The sequence below is a fragment of the Pseudomonas sp. TNT2022 ID642 genome, from assembly GCF_028656995.1.
In the GTDB taxonomy this organism is placed as follows: Bacteria; Pseudomonadota; Gammaproteobacteria; order Pseudomonadales; family Pseudomonadaceae; genus Aquipseudomonas.
Window position 1 is genome coordinate 618,611 of sequence record NZ_JAMDGW010000007.1, and the last position, 14,749, is coordinate 633,359.

Sequence of the window (14,749 nt, forward strand, 5' to 3'; positions counted from 1 at the left end):
CAGACTCCCTCGGTTCAGCCGTAGCCGTGCGGCTTTGAGTTGCATCATACAACTCTGCGGCCGATCGACGAATGCAGCGAGATAAAACCAGCACCTGCATACAAGTAGCCGGCGCGCTTTACGCTGATAGTGAATGTTGCCATTTCGGCATCACGTGCGATCCCTGACGCAGGAGTTTCCATGAGCACCTTCACCACGCAAGACGGCACCGAGATTTACTTCAAGGATTGGGGCAGCGGTAAACCCGTGCTGTTCAGCCACGGCTGGCCGCTGGATGCCGACATGTGGGAATACCAGATGGAATACCTGAGCAGCCGTGGCTATCGCACGATTGCCTTCGACCGCCGTGGTTTCGGCCGTTCCGATCAACCGTGGACCGGTTATGACTACGACACTTTTGCCGATGACATCGCGCAACTGATCAACCATCTGGACCTGCGCGACGTGACGCTGGTGGGCTTTTCCATGGGTGGCGGCGACGTCAGCCGCTATATCGCCCGCCATGGCAGCGAGCGGGTTGCCGGTCTGGTGCTGCTGGGCGCGGTAACCCCGCTATTCGGTAAAAAAGCCGATTTCCCGCAGGGCGTCGACACATCTGTATTCGACGGCATCAAGGCCGGCTTGCTGCAGGATCGTGCGCAGTTCATCGCCGATTTCGCCGCACCGTTCTATGGCACCAATCAAGGCCAGAAAGTCTCGGACGGCGTGCTGACACAAACCCTCAACATCGCCCTGCTGGCTTCGCTCAAAGGCACCGTGGATTGCGTCACGGCGTTCTCGGAAACCGACTTCCGCCCGGACATGGCCAAGATCGATGTGCCGACGCTGGTGATCCATGGCGACGGCGATCAGATCGTGCCATTCGAAACCACCGGCAAACAGGCGGCGGCGCAGATCAAAGGCGCTGAACTGAAGGTTTACGCCGGGGCGCCGCATGGTTTTGCAGTGACCCATGCGCAGGCCTTGAATGAGGATCTGCTGGCGTTTCTGAATCGCTGAAACCGGCGCAGTGGTGAGGGGAAGATTCTGCTCACCACTGCACGTCAGGCCAAGATTTTTTTCCTGCCGACCTCAAGCCGATTCTCTGCAAACCCCGTGTTTCAAGGGTTTCCCAGCCCTGCATCAGAATTTTATCTTCACATCCCAGCTTAATAATATTTTACCGATATCCCCCTCCTCCCTAGTCTGACCTCAAGCAAAACGGACAAGCCAACAGCGGCCCGAATCCCACTGCCTTGCTAGGAAGGATGTAGAGATGACCACTGCAATAATAAAAACCGATACGCTGATCGTGGGTGCTGGCCAGGCAGGCGTCGCCATGAGCGAGCACCTGAGCAAACTCGGTGTGCCGCACCTCGTGCTGGAGCGCAATCGCATTGCTGAACGCTGGCGCACCGGGCGCTGGGACTCGCTGGTTGCCAACGGCCCGGCGTGGCACGACCGCTTCCCTGGCCTGGAATTCGATGACGTCGATCCCGACGGTTTCGCCCCGAAAGAACGCGTAGCTGACTACTTCGAAGCGTACGCAAAGAAATTCAATGCACCGATCCGTACCGGTGTGGAAGTGAAAAGCGTGGTGCGTAATGTCGGTCGCCCGGGTTTCACTGTCGAGACCTCCGAAGGCGTGATCGAAGCCAGCCGCGTAGTCGCCGCGACCGGACCATTTCAGAAACCGGTGATTCCGGCGATTGCCCCGCAAGACGAACGTCTGTTGCAGATCCACTCCGCTGATTACCGCAATCCGCAGCAACTGCCGGCAGGCGCAGTGCTGGTGGTCGGTGCCGGTTCTTCCGGCGTGCAGATCGCCGATGAGCTGCAACGTTCCGGCAAGCAGGTTTACCTCTCCGTTGGCGCCCATGACCGCCCGCCTCGCGCTTACCGCAACCGGGATTTCTGCTGGTGGCTGGGCGTGCTTGGCGAGTGGGATCAAGCGGCGATGAAACCGGGTCGTGAGCACGTGACCATCGCGGTCAGCGGCGCCCATGGCGGGCGCACCATCGATTTCCGTGGTCTGGCCCATCGCGGCATGACCCTGGTTGGCGTCACCGAATCGTTCAATAACGGCGTGGTGACTTTCAAGCAGGACCTGGTCGGCAACCTCACTCGCGGTGATGAAAACTACCTGGCGCTGCTCGATGCTGCTGACGCCTATATCGAACGCAACGGCCTCGATCTGCCGGAAGAACCGGAAGCGCGCGAAACCTATCCGGACCCCGAGTGCGTGAAAAATCCGCTGGCCGATCTGGATCTGGCCAAGGCTGGCGTCACCTCGATCATCTGGGCCACCGGGTTCGCCGTGGATTATTCCTGGCTGCAAGTCGCGGCGTTCGATGACAAGGGCAAACCTGTGCATCAGCGCGGCGTGTCGAGCGAGCCGGGTGTGTATTTCCTCGGTCTGCCGTGGCAGTCGCGCCGGGGTTCGTCGTTTATCTGGGGCGTTTGGCACGACGCCAAACACGTCGCCGATCACATCGCCACCCAGCGCAAGTACCTCGACTATCGCGATGCCGAACAGCGTGAAGCCGAGCTGCACCAGCCCCTCCACAGCAAAGCCGCCGACACCGTCGACGCTTGATAGCCCTTTTCGCGCCGGCGCCGATTGCGCCGGCGCGCAACATCTTCAGGAGTTTCACATGAGTCAGCCAACCCACACTCGCATTCGCATGTTCAACACCAAAGATACTTACCCGAACCAGACACTGGACAACGATTTGTGCCAGGCCGTGCGCGCCGGCAACACCGTGTATGTGCGCGGTCAGGTCGGCACCGATTTCGAAGGCAATCTGGTGGGTCTGGGTGATCCGCGCGCGCAGGCAGAACAGGCCATGCGCAACGTCAAGCAACTGCTGGAAGAAGCCGGCAGTGACATGAGTCATATCGTCAAAACCACGACTTACCTGATCGACCCGCGTTATCGCGAGGCGGTGTATGGCGAAGTCGGCAAGTGGCTCAAAGGCGTGTTCCCGATCTCCACCGGGCTGGTGGTGTCGGCGCTGGGGCAGCCGCAATGGCTGATGGAGATTGATGTGATTGCGGTGATTCCTGAGTAAGGCATCACACCGCGTTATGGCCATCGCTGGCAAGCCAGCTCCCACAGGTATCGGGTTGATCACAACATCTGGGCTTAACTCAAAACCCTGTGGGAGCTGGCTTGCCAGCGATGAGGCCCTCAAGGACAACATCTTCCTAGAAAGGAGTAAGCAGATGACCTTTTCAATCGCAGCCCGCTGCGCCGAAACCGGCCAGTTCGGTGTCGCCATCAGTTCCTCCAGCATCGCCGTCGGCGCACGCTGCCCATGGCTGTTGCCCGGCGTTGGTGCGGTGTCGAGCCAGAACATCACCCTGCCGTCCCTCGGCCCGGAAGTCCTTGCGCTGATGGAGCAAGGTCTCGCCCCTGACGACGCGCTGGACAAAGTCCTCACGCGCAACGGCTACAGCCAGTACCGCCAGATCACGGCGATCAACCACCTCGGCCAGACCGCACATTTCAGCGGTGCGCAAACCCTCGGCGTGCACAACGCCGTCAGCGGCGAACAGTGCGTCGCCGCTGGCAACATGCTCGCCGGGCGTTCGGTGATCGAAGCCATGGTCAGCGCCTTCGAGGACGGTGAAGGTCAACTCGCTGATCGCCTGCTCAAGGCCCTGCACGCTGCACAAGCGCTCGGTGGCGAAGCCGGCCCGGTGCATTCGGCCGCTGTCGTGGTGGTTGGCGAGCAGACCTGGCCGATCGTCAACCTGCGCGTCGACTGGGCCGATGCAGACCCGATCGGCCAGTTGCAACAGCTCTGGAATGCCTACGAGCCGCAGCTTCAGGACTACATCGACCGCGCCCTCGATCCGGCCAAAGCGCCGGGCTATGGCGTGGCCGGGGATGATCGATGAACAGCGTCGAGCTGCTTAAAACGCTGGTGGCGTTCGATACCACCAGCCGTGAATCCAACCTGCAACTGATCGAATTCGTCCGCGACTACCTCGAAGGTTTCGACGTGCCCTGCGCGCTGATCTATAACGATGAGCGCAGCAAAGCCAATCTGTTTGCCACAATCGGCCCGGTGGATCAACCGGGCATTGTGCTGTCCGGGCACACCGATGTGGTGCCGGTCGATGGCCAGCCGTGGACCATGCCGCCGTTCGAACTGACGGAGCGCGACGGCAAAGTCTTCGGGCGCGGTACGGCGGACATGAAGGGCTACATCGCCTGCGTGCTGGCGTTGGTGCCGGCGCTGGTGCAGGCGTCGTTGCGTCTGCCGGTGCACATTGCCCTGTCGTATGACGAAGAGGTCGGCTGCCTAGGCGTGCGCTCGCTGCTCAAGGTCTTGCAGCAACGCCCGATCAAACCGTTGCTGTGCATCATTGGCGAGCCGACCGAACTGAAACCGGTGCTCGGCCACAAAGGCAAACTGGCAATGCGCTGCGACGTCCACGGCCATCCGTGCCATTCCGCGTATGCGCCGCTCGGCGTCAATGCCATTGAATACGCCGCCGAACTGATCGCTGAGCTGGGCCGCCTCGGCCAGGAGTTGAAAGCGCCGGAGCATCACGATGCGCGCTTCGATCCGCCCTACAGCACGGTGCAAACCGGGGTGATCAGCGGCGGCAAAGCCTTGAACATCGTGCCGGCCGATTGCCGTTTCGATTTCGAAATCCGCGCCCTGCCCTCGCAGGACCCGGCCCTCGTCGCCGAAGCGCTGCAAGCCTATGCCGAACACGAAGTGCTGCCACGTATGCGCGCGGTCAGTGCGCAGAGTGATATTCGCTTCAGCGCCTTGTCGGCGTATCCGGGACTGGCCACCGATGCGCAAAGCCAGGCCGCCGAGCTGATTTCGATCTTCTGCGGTTCAAAGGATTTCGCCACCGTGGCATTCGGTACCGAAGGTGGACTGTTTGATGCGGTGGGCATTCCCACGGTGGTCTGCGGTCCCGGCAGCATGGATCAGGGCCACAAACCCGACGAGTTTGTCAGCCTCGAACAGTTGCAGGCGTGCGATGACATGCTGCAACGGATGCTGGCGTTTATCAGCCTCTGACCAGCGGCTCGACGGCACTCACGAGTGCAGTCGGGCCAACTCTTCGCGGCAATGGTCAACGAACAACTGCACCGGTTTGGTCAGTTGCACCCGCCGCAGCCAGGCCGCCGACAAGCCCGAACCGGTCACTGTTTCCGCCAGCGGCACACAGACGACTTGCTGACCGTCGTAGGTGTAGTTGCTGAACGGTTTGGTCACCAGAATCGAAAAGCCGAAACCGTTGCCGACCATGCCGCGCACCATCTCGATCGACGGTGAGCTGAAGACGATGTTCGGCGTCAGGCCGCGCTCTTCGAAGATGCTCACGAAGTAGGTGCGGCTCGGCACCACGTCGAGCAGGATCATCGGTTCCAGCACCAGATCATGCAGCGAGACTTTCGCCTGTTGCGCAAAGCGATGGCTGGCCGGCAGCAACGCGTAAGGCTGTTGCGGCGGCATCAGCGGCGCGGTTTCGATGGTGCTGTCCAGATCGTGTTCGAACATCATTGCCACATCGATACTGCCAGCGGTGAGGGCCTGCACCAGCTCTTGCTGCTCGCCATCACGAATGCGGATTTCCACCCCTGGCCAGCGCGCCTTGAACCCGGCGATCAGGCGCGGCAGGTACAGCGGCGCGACGGTTTCGAAACAGCCGATATCGATCTGCCCCGCGACCACATCATTGTCAGCCAGCGCGTTCTGCTCGAACTCGTGCGCCACCCGCAGCAGCTCCAGTGCCTTGCGATAGAACCGCGAGCCACTGGGCGTCAGCGAAACCCCTTGGGCGTGATGGCGGATGAACAACTGCACACCGAAGCTTTCTTCCAGGTGCTTGATGGCCGTGGAGACCGACGGTTGCGCAATGTAGAGCTTGCGCGAGGCCTCGGCGACGCTGCCACAGTCGGCCGTGGTGACGAAGTATTTGAGCTGGCGCAGGTTGTAAGCGGCCATGTGAGTCTCCCAAAGAGCGCGGATGTTCGCCCTGTTTCCCTGGCGCACGATCAAGCTTGAACATACCGGACGCCGGCGCCAGCCGAAGCATATTTTTTTTAAGGTCTGAAGCAACAAACTTACTAATTTATCTATCCCGACGCTTTGCACATGATCACTTCAACAAGAAATGCGCCGCCCGTGCCGGCGCTTGCCGAAGTACGTCCACGTACTCATCCTTGCCTTGGAGTTCGTCATGGCTACCCCTGAAGCATCCTCCGCTCCGCTGATTGAAAAACACACGATAGGATACGTGCCCCCCGAAGATCGCCACGGAAAGGTCAGGGATCTGTTCACGCTCTGGTTCGGCGGCAACATCGCGCCGTTGCCCATCGTCACCGGTGCGCTGGGCGTGCAGTTGTTTCACTTGAATCTGCTCTGGGGCATCGTCGCGATTCTCGTTGGCCATCTGGTCGGCGGCGTGTTGATGGCGCTGCACTCGGCGCAAGGCCCGCAGATGGGCATCCCGCAAATGATCCAGAGCCGCGCACAGTTCGGCTCTCTCGGTGCGTTGCTGGTGGTGCTTATCGCCGGCGTCATGTACATCGGCTTTTTCGCCTCCAACATCGTGCTGGCCGGCAAGTCGCTGCATGGCGTGGTCGACAGCGTTCCGGTGCCGGTCGGCATCGTCATTGGCGCAGTGGGTTCGGGGATCATCGGCATCATCGGCTACCGCTTTATCCACGTGCTCAATCGCATCGGCACTTGGGTGCTGGGGATCGGCATCGTTGTCGGCTTCGGCTACATCTTCACCCACATCCAGACTGACGACTTCCTCACCCGGGGCAGCTTCAACCTCTCCGGTTGGCTGGCCACCGTGTCGCTGGCGGCGCTGTGGCAGATCGCGTTCGCGCCTTACGTGTCCGATTATTCGCGTTATTTGCCGGCGGACGTGAAAGTCTCGTCGACCTTCTGGACGACGTATCTGGGTTCAGCGCTGGGCTCGAGTCTGGCGTTCATCTTCGGTGCTGTCGCCGTGCTGGCGACACCGGTGGGGATGGACACCATGGACGCGGTCAAACTCGCCACTGGCGCCATCGGCCCGCTGATGCTGGTGCTGTTCCTGCTCAGCGTGATCAGCCACAACGCCCTCAACCTGTACGGCGCGGTGCTGTCACTGATTACCTTGGTACAGACCTTTGCCTACCGCTGGATCCCCACCGCCAAGAGCCGCGCAGTGATCTCGATTATCGTGCTGCTGGCCTGCTGCTTTGCCGCCGTCGGCGCCTCGAAAGACTTCATCGGTCATTTTGTCGACATGGTGCTGGTGTTGCTGGTGGTGTTGGTGCCGTGGACGGCGATCAACCTGATCGACTTCTACGCAATCCACAAAGGCCAATACGATATCCAGTCGATCTTCCAGGTCGACGGCGGCATCTACGGGCGCTACAACCCGCAGGCGTTGCTGGCTTACGCGATCGGCATCGCCGTGCAAATTCCGTTCATGAACACACCGCTGTACGTCGGCCCGGTGTCGGCGCATATCAACGGTGCGGATCTGTCGTGGCTGGTGGGGCTGCTGGTGACCTCGCCGCTGTATTTCTGGCTGGCCAACCGCGACACGTCTTACCGTCGGCGGATGATGGGCGGAAAACTGGCGAGCAGTCTGTGAGATTGATGCGCTGAAAAAGAAGGCCCGCCCTGCGCGGGCCTTCTCCGTTGCGGTGTGGTATTTGTTTACGCCTGACGACAATTGGGTAAAGGACATCCAATGCTGCGAATACTCGGTAAAGCCTCATCGATCAACGTGCGCAAAGTGCTGTGGACTTGCGCTGAATTGCACATTCCTTTCGAGCGCGAAGACTGGGGTTCGGGCTTCAGATCGACCAACGATGCGGAATTTCTCGCGCTGAATCCTTGTGCCATGGTACCGGTGATTCAGGACGGAGATTTCACCTTGTGGGAATCCAATTCGATCATTCGTTATCTGGCGGCACGTTATGACGGTTCGCACCTTTATCCGACTGACGCGCAAACCCGGGCGCGGGTGGATCAGTGGATCGACTGGCAGGCATCGGAGCTGAATCGCTCGTGGTCGTACGCCTTTCTGTCGCGGGTGCGACAGTCGCCTGAGCATCAGGACAGCGCCGCACTGTCAGCCGGTTGCCGCGACTGGGCGCGGAACATGGCCATCCTCGACCGGCAGTTGGAGAAGACCGGCGCCTACGTCAGCGGCGAACAGTTTTCCCTGGCGGACATTCCCATCGGACTGTCGGTGAACCGCTGGTTCGAAACGCCACTGGCTCACCCGGATTTTGCTGCGGTGAAAGCCTACTACGAGCGCTTGAGCCTGCGCCCCGGCTACGTGTTGCACGGTCGCAACGGCACGCCGTGATCGAGGTTATTTGCCTTTGAACGCCTCACGCCGCGCCTGCCGTTCGGCGGCGTAGGCTGCTTGTGGCTGGCTGATCAGATCTTCCCGACGCAAGGGTTCGCCACAGTGCTCGCACAGCGGCCCGAGGCCGGCGTCGTGGTTGCAGTTTTTGTGGGTCATGTTCACCGCCAGCCCCTCCTCCGGTGCCTTGCACCAGGTCTCTCCCCACGCCCGCAGCGCAATGATTACCGGGTAGAACGCCTCGCCTTTCGCGGTGAGGTGGTACTCGTAGCGTTTCGGTCGCTCGTTGTACAAGCGCCGCTCGACCAGCCCATCCGCTTCCAGACATTTCAGACGCGCGGCGACCATTTGCGGCGTACCGCCGGTCTGCGCCTGGATCTCGTCATAGCGATGATTGGCCATGAATAATTCGCGCAAAACCAGCACGGTCCAGCGGTCGCCGACGATCGTCTCGGCCCGGGAGATCGGGCACAGCGTGTCAGGAAGGCTATCGTTTACTGCCATCAGGGCTTGCCTCTTTCACAGTTACTATGATTATCATATCTACACGATGCCGGGACAAGCCCTGTGCACCGATAATCCCATTGCCGGAGCAAGCCGCCATGTCGAATACCTCCTATCCACTGGACAGAACCGCCTACCTGTTGGTTGATCCGTATAACGATTTTCTTTCGGACGGCGGCAAGATTTTCCCTTTGATCAAACCGATGGCTGAACAGAACGGCCTGCTCGACAACCTGCGCAAACTCGACCGCACGGTACGCGAGCTGAACATTCCGGTGGTCATCGTACCCCATCATCGCTGGGAAAAAGGCGACTACGAAACCTGGGATCACCCGACCCCGACGCAATGCAAAATCATGCACATGCACCACTTCGCCCGCGGCGAATGGGGCGGTGAATGGCACCCGGATTTCGCCCCGAAGGACGGCGATATCGTGGTTCAGGAACACTGGGGCTCCAGTGGTTTCGCCAACACTGACCTGGATTTTCGCCTGAAACAGCAAGGCGTCACCCACGTGATCATCGTCGGTCTGCTGGCCAACACCTGCATCGAAGCCACCGCCCGCTATGCCGCGGAACTGGGCTACCACGTCACTCTGGTCCGCGATGCGACAGCAGCCTTCAAAGCGGAAATGATGCACGCCGCCCACGAGCTCAACGGCCCGACATTCGCTCACGTCATTGCCAGCACTGACGAACTGATTGCCAACCTCCAATCCCAGGGTGAAGCGCAATGAGTCTGACCGGCCATTTGCTGATCGGCGCAGCGGATGTCGCCGCCACCGCAGGAACGATGAAAGCGCTGAACCCGGCCAGCGATCAGTTGATTGAACCGGACTTCGCCTTCGGCGGTGCCGCGCAGGTTGATCAGGCAGCGACACTCGCCGATGCCGCGTTCGACCACTACAGTCACACCTCGCTGGCCGAACGCGCGGCGTTCCTCGAGAGCATCGCTGACAACCTCGACGCAGTACGCAGCGACTTGGCCGCACGCGCTGCGCTGGAAACCGGACTGCCCGAAGCTCAGCTTGAGGGCGAAGCGTTGAGAGCCGCGACCCAGTTCCGCCAATTCGCCGATGTGGTGCGCCGGGGGCGCTTTTTGCAACTGGCCATCGACCCGGCGCAACCCCAGCGTCAGCCGCGCCCACGAATGGATCATCGCCTGCAAAAAATCGCCATCGGCCCGGTGGCGATTTTCGGCGCGAGCAACTTCCCGATTTCCTACTCAGTGGCGGGTGGCGATACCGCGTCGGCACTAGCGGCGGGGGCGACGGTGATTCTCAAGGCACACAACGCGCATCCCGGCGCCTCGGAAATCCAGGCGCGGGCCATTCGTAAAGCCGTGCAGGCCCATGGCTTGCCCGAAGGTGTTTTCTCGATGGTGCGTGGTGGCGGCAATGTTATTGGCGAAGCGCTGGTCGATCATCCGCTGATCAAGGCTGTGACGTTTACCGGATCTGAACAGGGCGGCATGGCGCTCTATCGTCGCGCACAATTGCGCCCCGAGCCGATCCCGGTGTTCACCGAAATGACCAGCGTCAACCCGACCTTCATCCTGCCCGAAGCCATGGCGGCTCGCGGCGCCGAGATCGGTGACGGCTTTATCGAACGGATGCTGGTCAACGTCGGTCAGGCCTGTTTGTGTCCGTCGATCCTGATTGCCATTCGTGGTGCCGGGTTTGAAGAGCTGCGCAGCGCCATGCGCAAACGGGTCAGCGAGGCACCGGCGCGGACAATGCTGACGCCGGGCATTCATGGCGCCTACGTCGAGGGTCTGATGGCGATGGAAGGTGCCGGCGCGCAGGTGATCGCGATAGGCGCGCCGGCCGATGCCACGTTCGCCGGACGTGCGGCCTTGCTGGAAATCGAGGGGCAGCATTTGCTCGGCGAACCGGCACTGGCCCATGAAGTGTTCGGCCCGTCGGCGCTGCTGGTGGCGGTCAGTGATGCCGAGGAACTGCTGGCGGTCGCCCGCTCGTTCAGGGGACAGCTCAGCGCCGCCATCCACCTTGAAGATGCGGACCTGGAACTCGCGCGGCGCCTGCTGCCGAACCTCGAACGCCGTACCGGACGCATCGTCGTCAACGCCTTCGCGCATCCACAGGAAGTGACGTACGCCACGGTGCACGGCGGGCCGTTTCCGGCGACTTCGGACAGCCGCTTCACCTCGGTCGGCATGACCTCGATCGAACGCTTCTTGCGTCCCGTGGCTTATCAGGGTTTTCCGGATGAGTTGTTGCCACAGACGTTGCGCGAAGGGAATTCGCTGAATCTGCCGCGCAGTATTGACGGGGCGTTTTTTACTGCCCCTCATCCACGCCTATAAGTAAACCCATGCACCAACTCCAGACTTTACTGGAAAAACGTGCCGGGAATCTCGTCCGCCGGGTTGCCGCTGATGTGAACGATCGGGTAATGGGTTCACAGCTGGTAGCGAGCACCGTGGGATAGGTGATCTCGACCATCTCCTATTTATAGCCCGGCAATTGTCGAGGAATGACTTTGCAACTCGCGGCCACGACTGGATAGTTGCACAGCGCGATCCTGCAAAGTGCCGTAGGAAAACAACACGGCGTGTGATGCCAGGGTGGTCATGGCGCATCGTTTCTTGGCCAACCGCGTTCATATTTTTTACGAAAAAACAACTGTCACTTATGACAGTTACGAATAGAAAAGCCTTTGTTAATCTGTGGTCCGGGTAACTGCCCATTACAGAACATTTTTCATTTAATCAATCAAGGTATTTAAAAATGAAAACTTCCGACCAGAAATTAGAGTTTGCTGCTAGCGATCCGACCAATAAAAAACACCCCAACGACTCATTCACGGCAACTTTAACGCCTCCACGAAAATACACAGGCGAACACTTTGAAGCCGACTGGATTGAATGCATCCCCTCTGCTCAAGACGGGTACCTCCTTATCACGGGTCGCTACGAAGAAGGAGGTGGTGATGCTTATGTAGGCATCCAAATTATCTTCCAGAAAGACCTACCAGACGGTGAACATGAAGTGGGACCAAAGGGAAGCGCCGTCAGTGGAAACCTCGCCTTCGTGTCATCATGGTCTATCACTACCGAAATCCTCAGGGCAAAAAAAGGAAAATTTCATTTACAGAGAATCGCCCATAACTCTATTAACGCAACCATCGATATGGAGTTCGAGTACAACAACGAAACCATTAAAGTTTCAAATGGGAAGGTATTCGTTACAAACGACACTCCAATTTAATTTTAGTTGATAGTTATGTAGCCCAGGTGGTTTGAAATAAACGTGCTGCCAATTGAAGTTTCAAGACTTTTCCTTGACTGGTACGCACGTTGCTGATCGATAGATTTTTTCACTACAGACATACTCAAAAAACTGCCTCATTCCTCAGCCCGCACCACCCCGCGCTCTTCCAGCAACCGCACAAACATGCTCAGGCTGCGCGACACCGTGCCCCGTCGCCACACCAGCCAAGTGGTCAGATAGCGAAAATCCGCCGCCAATGGCCAGACGCTGACCGTGGCGCTGCCGGGCATGCTCTGCAGCATTTTGCGCGGCATCAGCGCCAGGCCGGCACCGGCGCTGACGCAGGCGAGCATGCCGTGGTACGACTCCATTTCGAAGATCTTGCCCGGTACGGCAGCGTCGGTGCTGAACCATTTTTCGAAGTGATGACGGTAGGAGCAGTTGGAACGGAAGGCATAAATGTTCTCGCCGTTTACGTCCGCTGCGCGCTTGACGGGCGCGTGATTGATCGGCGCAATGATGACCATTTCCTCCTCGAATGCCGGCACGCCTTCCAGCGTCGGGTGCAGCACCGGGCCGTCGACAAACGCTGCGGCCAGGCGCCCGGAGAGCACGCCGTCGATCATCGTCCCGGAGGGCCCGGTGGACAGGTCGAGGTCGACTTTCGGGTGCAGTTGGTTGTATGCCGCAAGTAATTCGGGAATGCGCACCGCCGCTGTGCTTTCCAGTGAACCCAATGGAAACGCGCCCTGCGGTTCCTCCCCCGCCACCGTGGCCCGAGCCTCCTGTACCAGGTCGAGAATCCGTCGCGCGTATTCAAGAAAACTCCACCCGGCCGGCGACAAACGCAAACGGCTTTTCTCGCGGATAAACAGATCAACGCCCAGATCCTGCTCAAGCTGCTTGATCCGCGTGGTCAGGTTCGACGGCACGCGATGGATCTGCGCGGCGGCGGCGCTGATGCTGCCGTGTTCGGCAACGGCTTTGAAGATTTCCAGCTGCACCAGATCCACAATCATTCTCCATTCGTGAAAGAAACGATCTTTATTATTCAGTTTCCAGAAAACAAACACCACCCTACTCTAGGCTCATCCGACGAACATGCAGGACGACGCCATGAGCCAGATTTCCAGCCAGACCCACGCCATCTCGATCAACCCCGCCAACGGCGAGCAGATTGGTCATTACGCGTTTGAATCCGCCGCCGCCCTCGACGCCGCACTGACCCGCGCCGCGTATGGCTTTGGCAAATGGAAGCGCAAGCCGCTGCAAGATCGCTCGCGCTTATTGACCGCCCTCGCCGCTGCGCTGCGTGAAACCAGCGAAGCCATCGCAACCATGATCACCCAGGAAATGGGCAAGCCGATCGCTCAGGCCCGTGGCGAAATCGAGAAATGCGCCAAGCTCTGCGAGTGGTACGCCGAACACGGCCCGGCCATGCTCGATGCCGAACCGACTCAGGTTGAAGGTGGCAAGGCGCGCATCGAGTACCGTCCGCTCGGCCCGATCCTCGCGGTGATGCCGTGGAACTTCCCGATCTGGCAAGTGCTGCGCGGTGCCGTACCGGCGCTGATCGCCGGCAACACATACGTGCTCAAACATGCGCCGAACGTGATGGGCAGCGCCTATCTGTTGCGCGATGCCTTCACCCGCGCCGGTTTCGCCGAGGGTGTTTTTGAGGTGATCAACGTCACTCCGGAAGGCGTTTCCACAGCGATTGCCGACCCGCGCATCGCCGCTGTAACGCTGACTGGCAGCGTGCGTGCCGGTATGGCGATCGGCGCTCAGGCGGGTGCCGCGCTGAAGAAATGCGTGCTGGAACTGGGTGGTTCCGATCCATTCATCGTACTCAACGACGCCGATCTGGACGAAGCGGTACAAGCCGCCGTCATCGGTCGCTACCAGAACTCTGGCCAGGTCTGCGCGGCGGCCAAGCGCCTGATCATCGAAGAAGGCGTAGTCGAAGAATTCACCCGTAAGTTCGTCGAAGCCACGCGTAAGTTGAAGGTCGGTGACCCGTTGTCCGCCGACACCTACATCGGCCCGATGGCGCGCTTCGACCTGCGCGATGAACTCGACCAGCAGGTACGCGACACTCTGGAAGAAGGCGCAACGCTGTTGCTTGGCGGCGGCAAGTCCGAAGGCCCGGGCAACTACTACGAGCCGACCGTGCTGGCCGATGTCACCGACCGCATGACCTCGTTCAAACAGGAACTGTTCGGCCCGGTCGCTTCGATAATCACCGCCCGCGATTGCGCGCATGCCGTGGCCTTGGCCAACGACAGCGAGTTCGGCCTGACCGCGACCATTTACACCGCCAACGTGGCACTGGCCCAGCAACTGACCAGCGAACTGGACACCGGCGGCGTATTCATCAACGGCTACTCCGCCAGCGATCCACGGGTGACCTTTGGCGGCGTGAAGAAGAGTGGCTTCGGTCGTGAGCTGTCGCACTTCGGCGTACGCGAGTTCTGCAACGCGCAAACCGTGTGGCTGGATCGCAAATAATCCAGACACCGGAAAACCCTGTGGGAGTTAGCCTGCTCGCGATAGCGGTACATCAAGCGATGAAGATGCTGAATGCGCCGGCCCCATCGCTGGCAAGCCAGCTCCCACAATGACTGCGGTGTAACCACTGATGCTGCAGACACCCTGGAACCCTGTGGGAGCTGGCTTGCCAG

The 14,749-nt window shown here is 60.0% G+C and carries 15 protein-coding genes; 11 read left to right on the top strand and 4 right to left on the bottom strand.

Annotation, left to right across the window (positions count from 1 at the left end; genetic code table 11):
• Window positions 1–180 precede the first annotated feature (180 nt).
• The 5 genes from M5G26_RS08635 to argE all read left to right on the top strand — a co-directional run bounded on the left by M5G26_RS08635 (window position 181) and on the right by argE (window position 5,027).
• Window positions 181–999, top strand: coding sequence for an alpha/beta fold hydrolase (locus M5G26_RS08635; protein WP_116255459.1), 819 nt, complete (start codon window positions 181–183; stop codon window positions 997–999).
• 256 nt (window positions 1,000–1,255) lie between these two features.
• The gene (locus M5G26_RS08640) at window positions 1,256–2,575 is read left to right on the top strand and encodes a flavin-containing monooxygenase (protein WP_273915022.1); all 1,320 of its coding nucleotides are present in this window, start codon (window positions 1,256–1,258) and stop codon (window positions 2,573–2,575) included.
• Between the two features lie 58 nt (window positions 2,576–2,633).
• Complete coding sequence (locus tag M5G26_RS08645) at window positions 2,634–3,050, top strand: RidA family protein (protein ID WP_150693574.1); 417 nt, start codon at window positions 2,634–2,636, stop codon at window positions 3,048–3,050.
• A gap of 154 nt (window positions 3,051–3,204) precedes the next feature.
• Window positions 3,205–3,882 carry a DUF1028 domain-containing protein gene (locus M5G26_RS08650; RefSeq protein WP_273915023.1) on the top strand — a complete coding sequence of 226 codons (678 nt, stop codon included), beginning with the start codon at window positions 3,205–3,207 and terminating at the stop codon, window positions 3,880–3,882.
• Complete coding sequence (argE, locus tag M5G26_RS08655) at window positions 3,879–5,027, top strand: acetylornithine deacetylase (RefSeq protein ID WP_273915024.1); 1,149 nt, start codon at window positions 3,879–3,881, stop codon at window positions 5,025–5,027. Before M5G26_RS08650 ends, argE begins: the two co-directional genes overlap by 4 nt.
• Before the next feature lie 18 nt (window positions 5,028–5,045).
• Here argE and M5G26_RS08660 read toward each other — a convergent pair whose 3' ends face one another.
• The gene (locus M5G26_RS08660) at window positions 5,046–5,957 is read right to left on the bottom strand and encodes a LysR family transcriptional regulator (protein WP_273915025.1); all 912 of its coding nucleotides are present in this window, start codon (window positions 5,955–5,957) and stop codon (window positions 5,046–5,048) included.
• Between the two features lie 235 nt (window positions 5,958–6,192).
• Here M5G26_RS08660 and M5G26_RS08665 point away from each other — a divergent pair, with 235 nt between their 5' ends.
• Together M5G26_RS08665 and M5G26_RS08670 are read left to right on the top strand one after the other, a co-directional pair.
• Window positions 6,193–7,608: a purine-cytosine permease family protein gene (locus tag M5G26_RS08665; protein ID WP_273915026.1), complete on the top strand. Its 1,416-nt coding sequence runs from the start codon at window positions 6,193–6,195 to the stop codon at window positions 7,606–7,608.
• A gap of 99 nt (window positions 7,609–7,707) precedes the next feature.
• Window positions 7,708–8,331, top strand: a complete 624-nt coding sequence (locus M5G26_RS08670; RefSeq protein WP_273915027.1) for a glutathione S-transferase family protein — start codon at window positions 7,708–7,710, stop codon at window positions 8,329–8,331.
• 6 nt (window positions 8,332–8,337) lie between these two features.
• On the opposite strand, the gene M5G26_RS08675 is transcribed toward M5G26_RS08670, so the two are convergent.
• Window positions 8,338–8,835: a winged helix-turn-helix transcriptional regulator gene (locus tag M5G26_RS08675; protein WP_273915028.1), complete on the bottom strand. Its 498-nt coding sequence runs from the start codon at window positions 8,833–8,835 to the stop codon at window positions 8,338–8,340.
• A 98-nt stretch (window positions 8,836–8,933) separates the two neighbouring features.
• On the opposite strand from M5G26_RS08675, the gene M5G26_RS08680 reads away from it, so the two are divergent.
• Together M5G26_RS08680 and M5G26_RS08685 are read left to right on the top strand one after the other, a co-directional pair.
• Window positions 8,934–9,572, top strand: a complete 639-nt coding sequence (locus tag M5G26_RS08680; protein WP_273915029.1) for an isochorismatase family cysteine hydrolase — start codon at window positions 8,934–8,936, stop codon at window positions 9,570–9,572.
• Window positions 9,569–11,161: an aldehyde dehydrogenase (NADP(+)) gene (locus M5G26_RS08685; protein WP_273915030.1), complete on the top strand. Its 1,593-nt coding sequence runs from the start codon at window positions 9,569–9,571 to the stop codon at window positions 11,159–11,161. Before M5G26_RS08680 ends, M5G26_RS08685 begins: the two co-directional genes overlap by 4 nt.
• Before the next feature lie 146 nt (window positions 11,162–11,307).
• On the opposite strand, the gene M5G26_RS29495 is transcribed toward M5G26_RS08685, so the two are convergent.
• Window positions 11,308–11,430 carry a hypothetical protein gene (locus tag M5G26_RS29495; protein WP_443218378.1) on the bottom strand — a complete coding sequence of 41 codons (123 nt, stop codon included), beginning with the start codon at window positions 11,428–11,430 and terminating at the stop codon, window positions 11,308–11,310.
• 155 nt (window positions 11,431–11,585) lie between these two features.
• Between M5G26_RS29495 and M5G26_RS08695 the strand changes: the two genes are divergently transcribed.
• Window positions 11,586–12,065 carry a hypothetical protein gene (locus M5G26_RS08695; RefSeq protein ID WP_134173772.1) on the top strand — a complete coding sequence of 160 codons (480 nt, stop codon included), beginning with the start codon at window positions 11,586–11,588 and terminating at the stop codon, window positions 12,063–12,065.
• A 137-nt stretch (window positions 12,066–12,202) separates the two neighbouring features.
• Here M5G26_RS08695 and ptrR read toward each other — a convergent pair whose 3' ends face one another.
• Window positions 12,203–13,081: a putrescine utilization regulator PtrR gene (gene ptrR, locus M5G26_RS08700; protein ID WP_134174387.1), complete on the bottom strand. Its 879-nt coding sequence runs from the start codon at window positions 13,079–13,081 to the stop codon at window positions 12,203–12,205.
• A 103-nt stretch (window positions 13,082–13,184) separates the two neighbouring features.
• Between ptrR and M5G26_RS08705 the strand changes: the two genes are divergently transcribed.
• On the top strand, window positions 13,185–14,576 hold the full coding sequence (locus M5G26_RS08705) for an aldehyde dehydrogenase family protein (protein ID WP_273915031.1): 1,392 nt from the start codon (window positions 13,185–13,187) through the stop codon (window positions 14,574–14,576).
• Window positions 14,577–14,749 lie beyond the last annotated feature (173 nt).

Excerpts from the sequence above, each read along its gene's own strand:
- M5G26_RS08660 (WP_273915025.1), bottom strand. The coding sequence starts at position 5,957 with ATGGCCGCTTACAACCTGCGCCAGCTCAAATACTTCGTCACCACGGCC.
- M5G26_RS08705 (WP_273915031.1), top strand. The coding sequence starts at position 13,185 with ATGAGCCAGATTTCCAGCCAGACCCACGCCATCTCGATCAACCCCGCC.
- M5G26_RS08635 (WP_116255459.1), top strand. The coding sequence starts at position 181 with ATGAGCACCTTCACCACGCAAGACGGCACCGAGATTTACTTCAAGGAT.
- M5G26_RS08685 (WP_273915030.1), top strand. The coding sequence starts at position 9,569 with ATGAGTCTGACCGGCCATTTGCTGATCGGCGCAGCGGATGTCGCCGCC.
- M5G26_RS08645 (WP_150693574.1), top strand. The coding sequence starts at position 2,634 with ATGAGTCAGCCAACCCACACTCGCATTCGCATGTTCAACACCAAAGAT.
- M5G26_RS29495 (WP_443218378.1), bottom strand. The coding sequence starts at position 11,430 with ATGACCACCCTGGCATCACACGCCGTGTTGTTTTCCTACGGCACTTTG.
- M5G26_RS08670 (WP_273915027.1), top strand. The coding sequence starts at position 7,708 with ATGCTGCGAATACTCGGTAAAGCCTCATCGATCAACGTGCGCAAAGTG.
- M5G26_RS08675 (WP_273915028.1), bottom strand. The coding sequence starts at position 8,835 with ATGGCAGTAAACGATAGCCTTCCTGACACGCTGTGCCCGATCTCCCGG.
- M5G26_RS08640 (WP_273915022.1), top strand. The coding sequence starts at position 1,256 with ATGACCACTGCAATAATAAAAACCGATACGCTGATCGTGGGTGCTGGC.
- M5G26_RS08680 (WP_273915029.1), top strand. The coding sequence starts at position 8,934 with ATGTCGAATACCTCCTATCCACTGGACAGAACCGCCTACCTGTTGGTT.
- M5G26_RS08650 (WP_273915023.1), top strand. The coding sequence starts at position 3,205 with ATGACCTTTTCAATCGCAGCCCGCTGCGCCGAAACCGGCCAGTTCGGT.
- M5G26_RS08665 (WP_273915026.1), top strand. The coding sequence starts at position 6,193 with ATGGCTACCCCTGAAGCATCCTCCGCTCCGCTGATTGAAAAACACACG.
- argE (WP_273915024.1), top strand. The coding sequence starts at position 3,879 with ATGAACAGCGTCGAGCTGCTTAAAACGCTGGTGGCGTTCGATACCACC.
- M5G26_RS08695 (WP_134173772.1), top strand. The coding sequence starts at position 11,586 with ATGAAAACTTCCGACCAGAAATTAGAGTTTGCTGCTAGCGATCCGACC.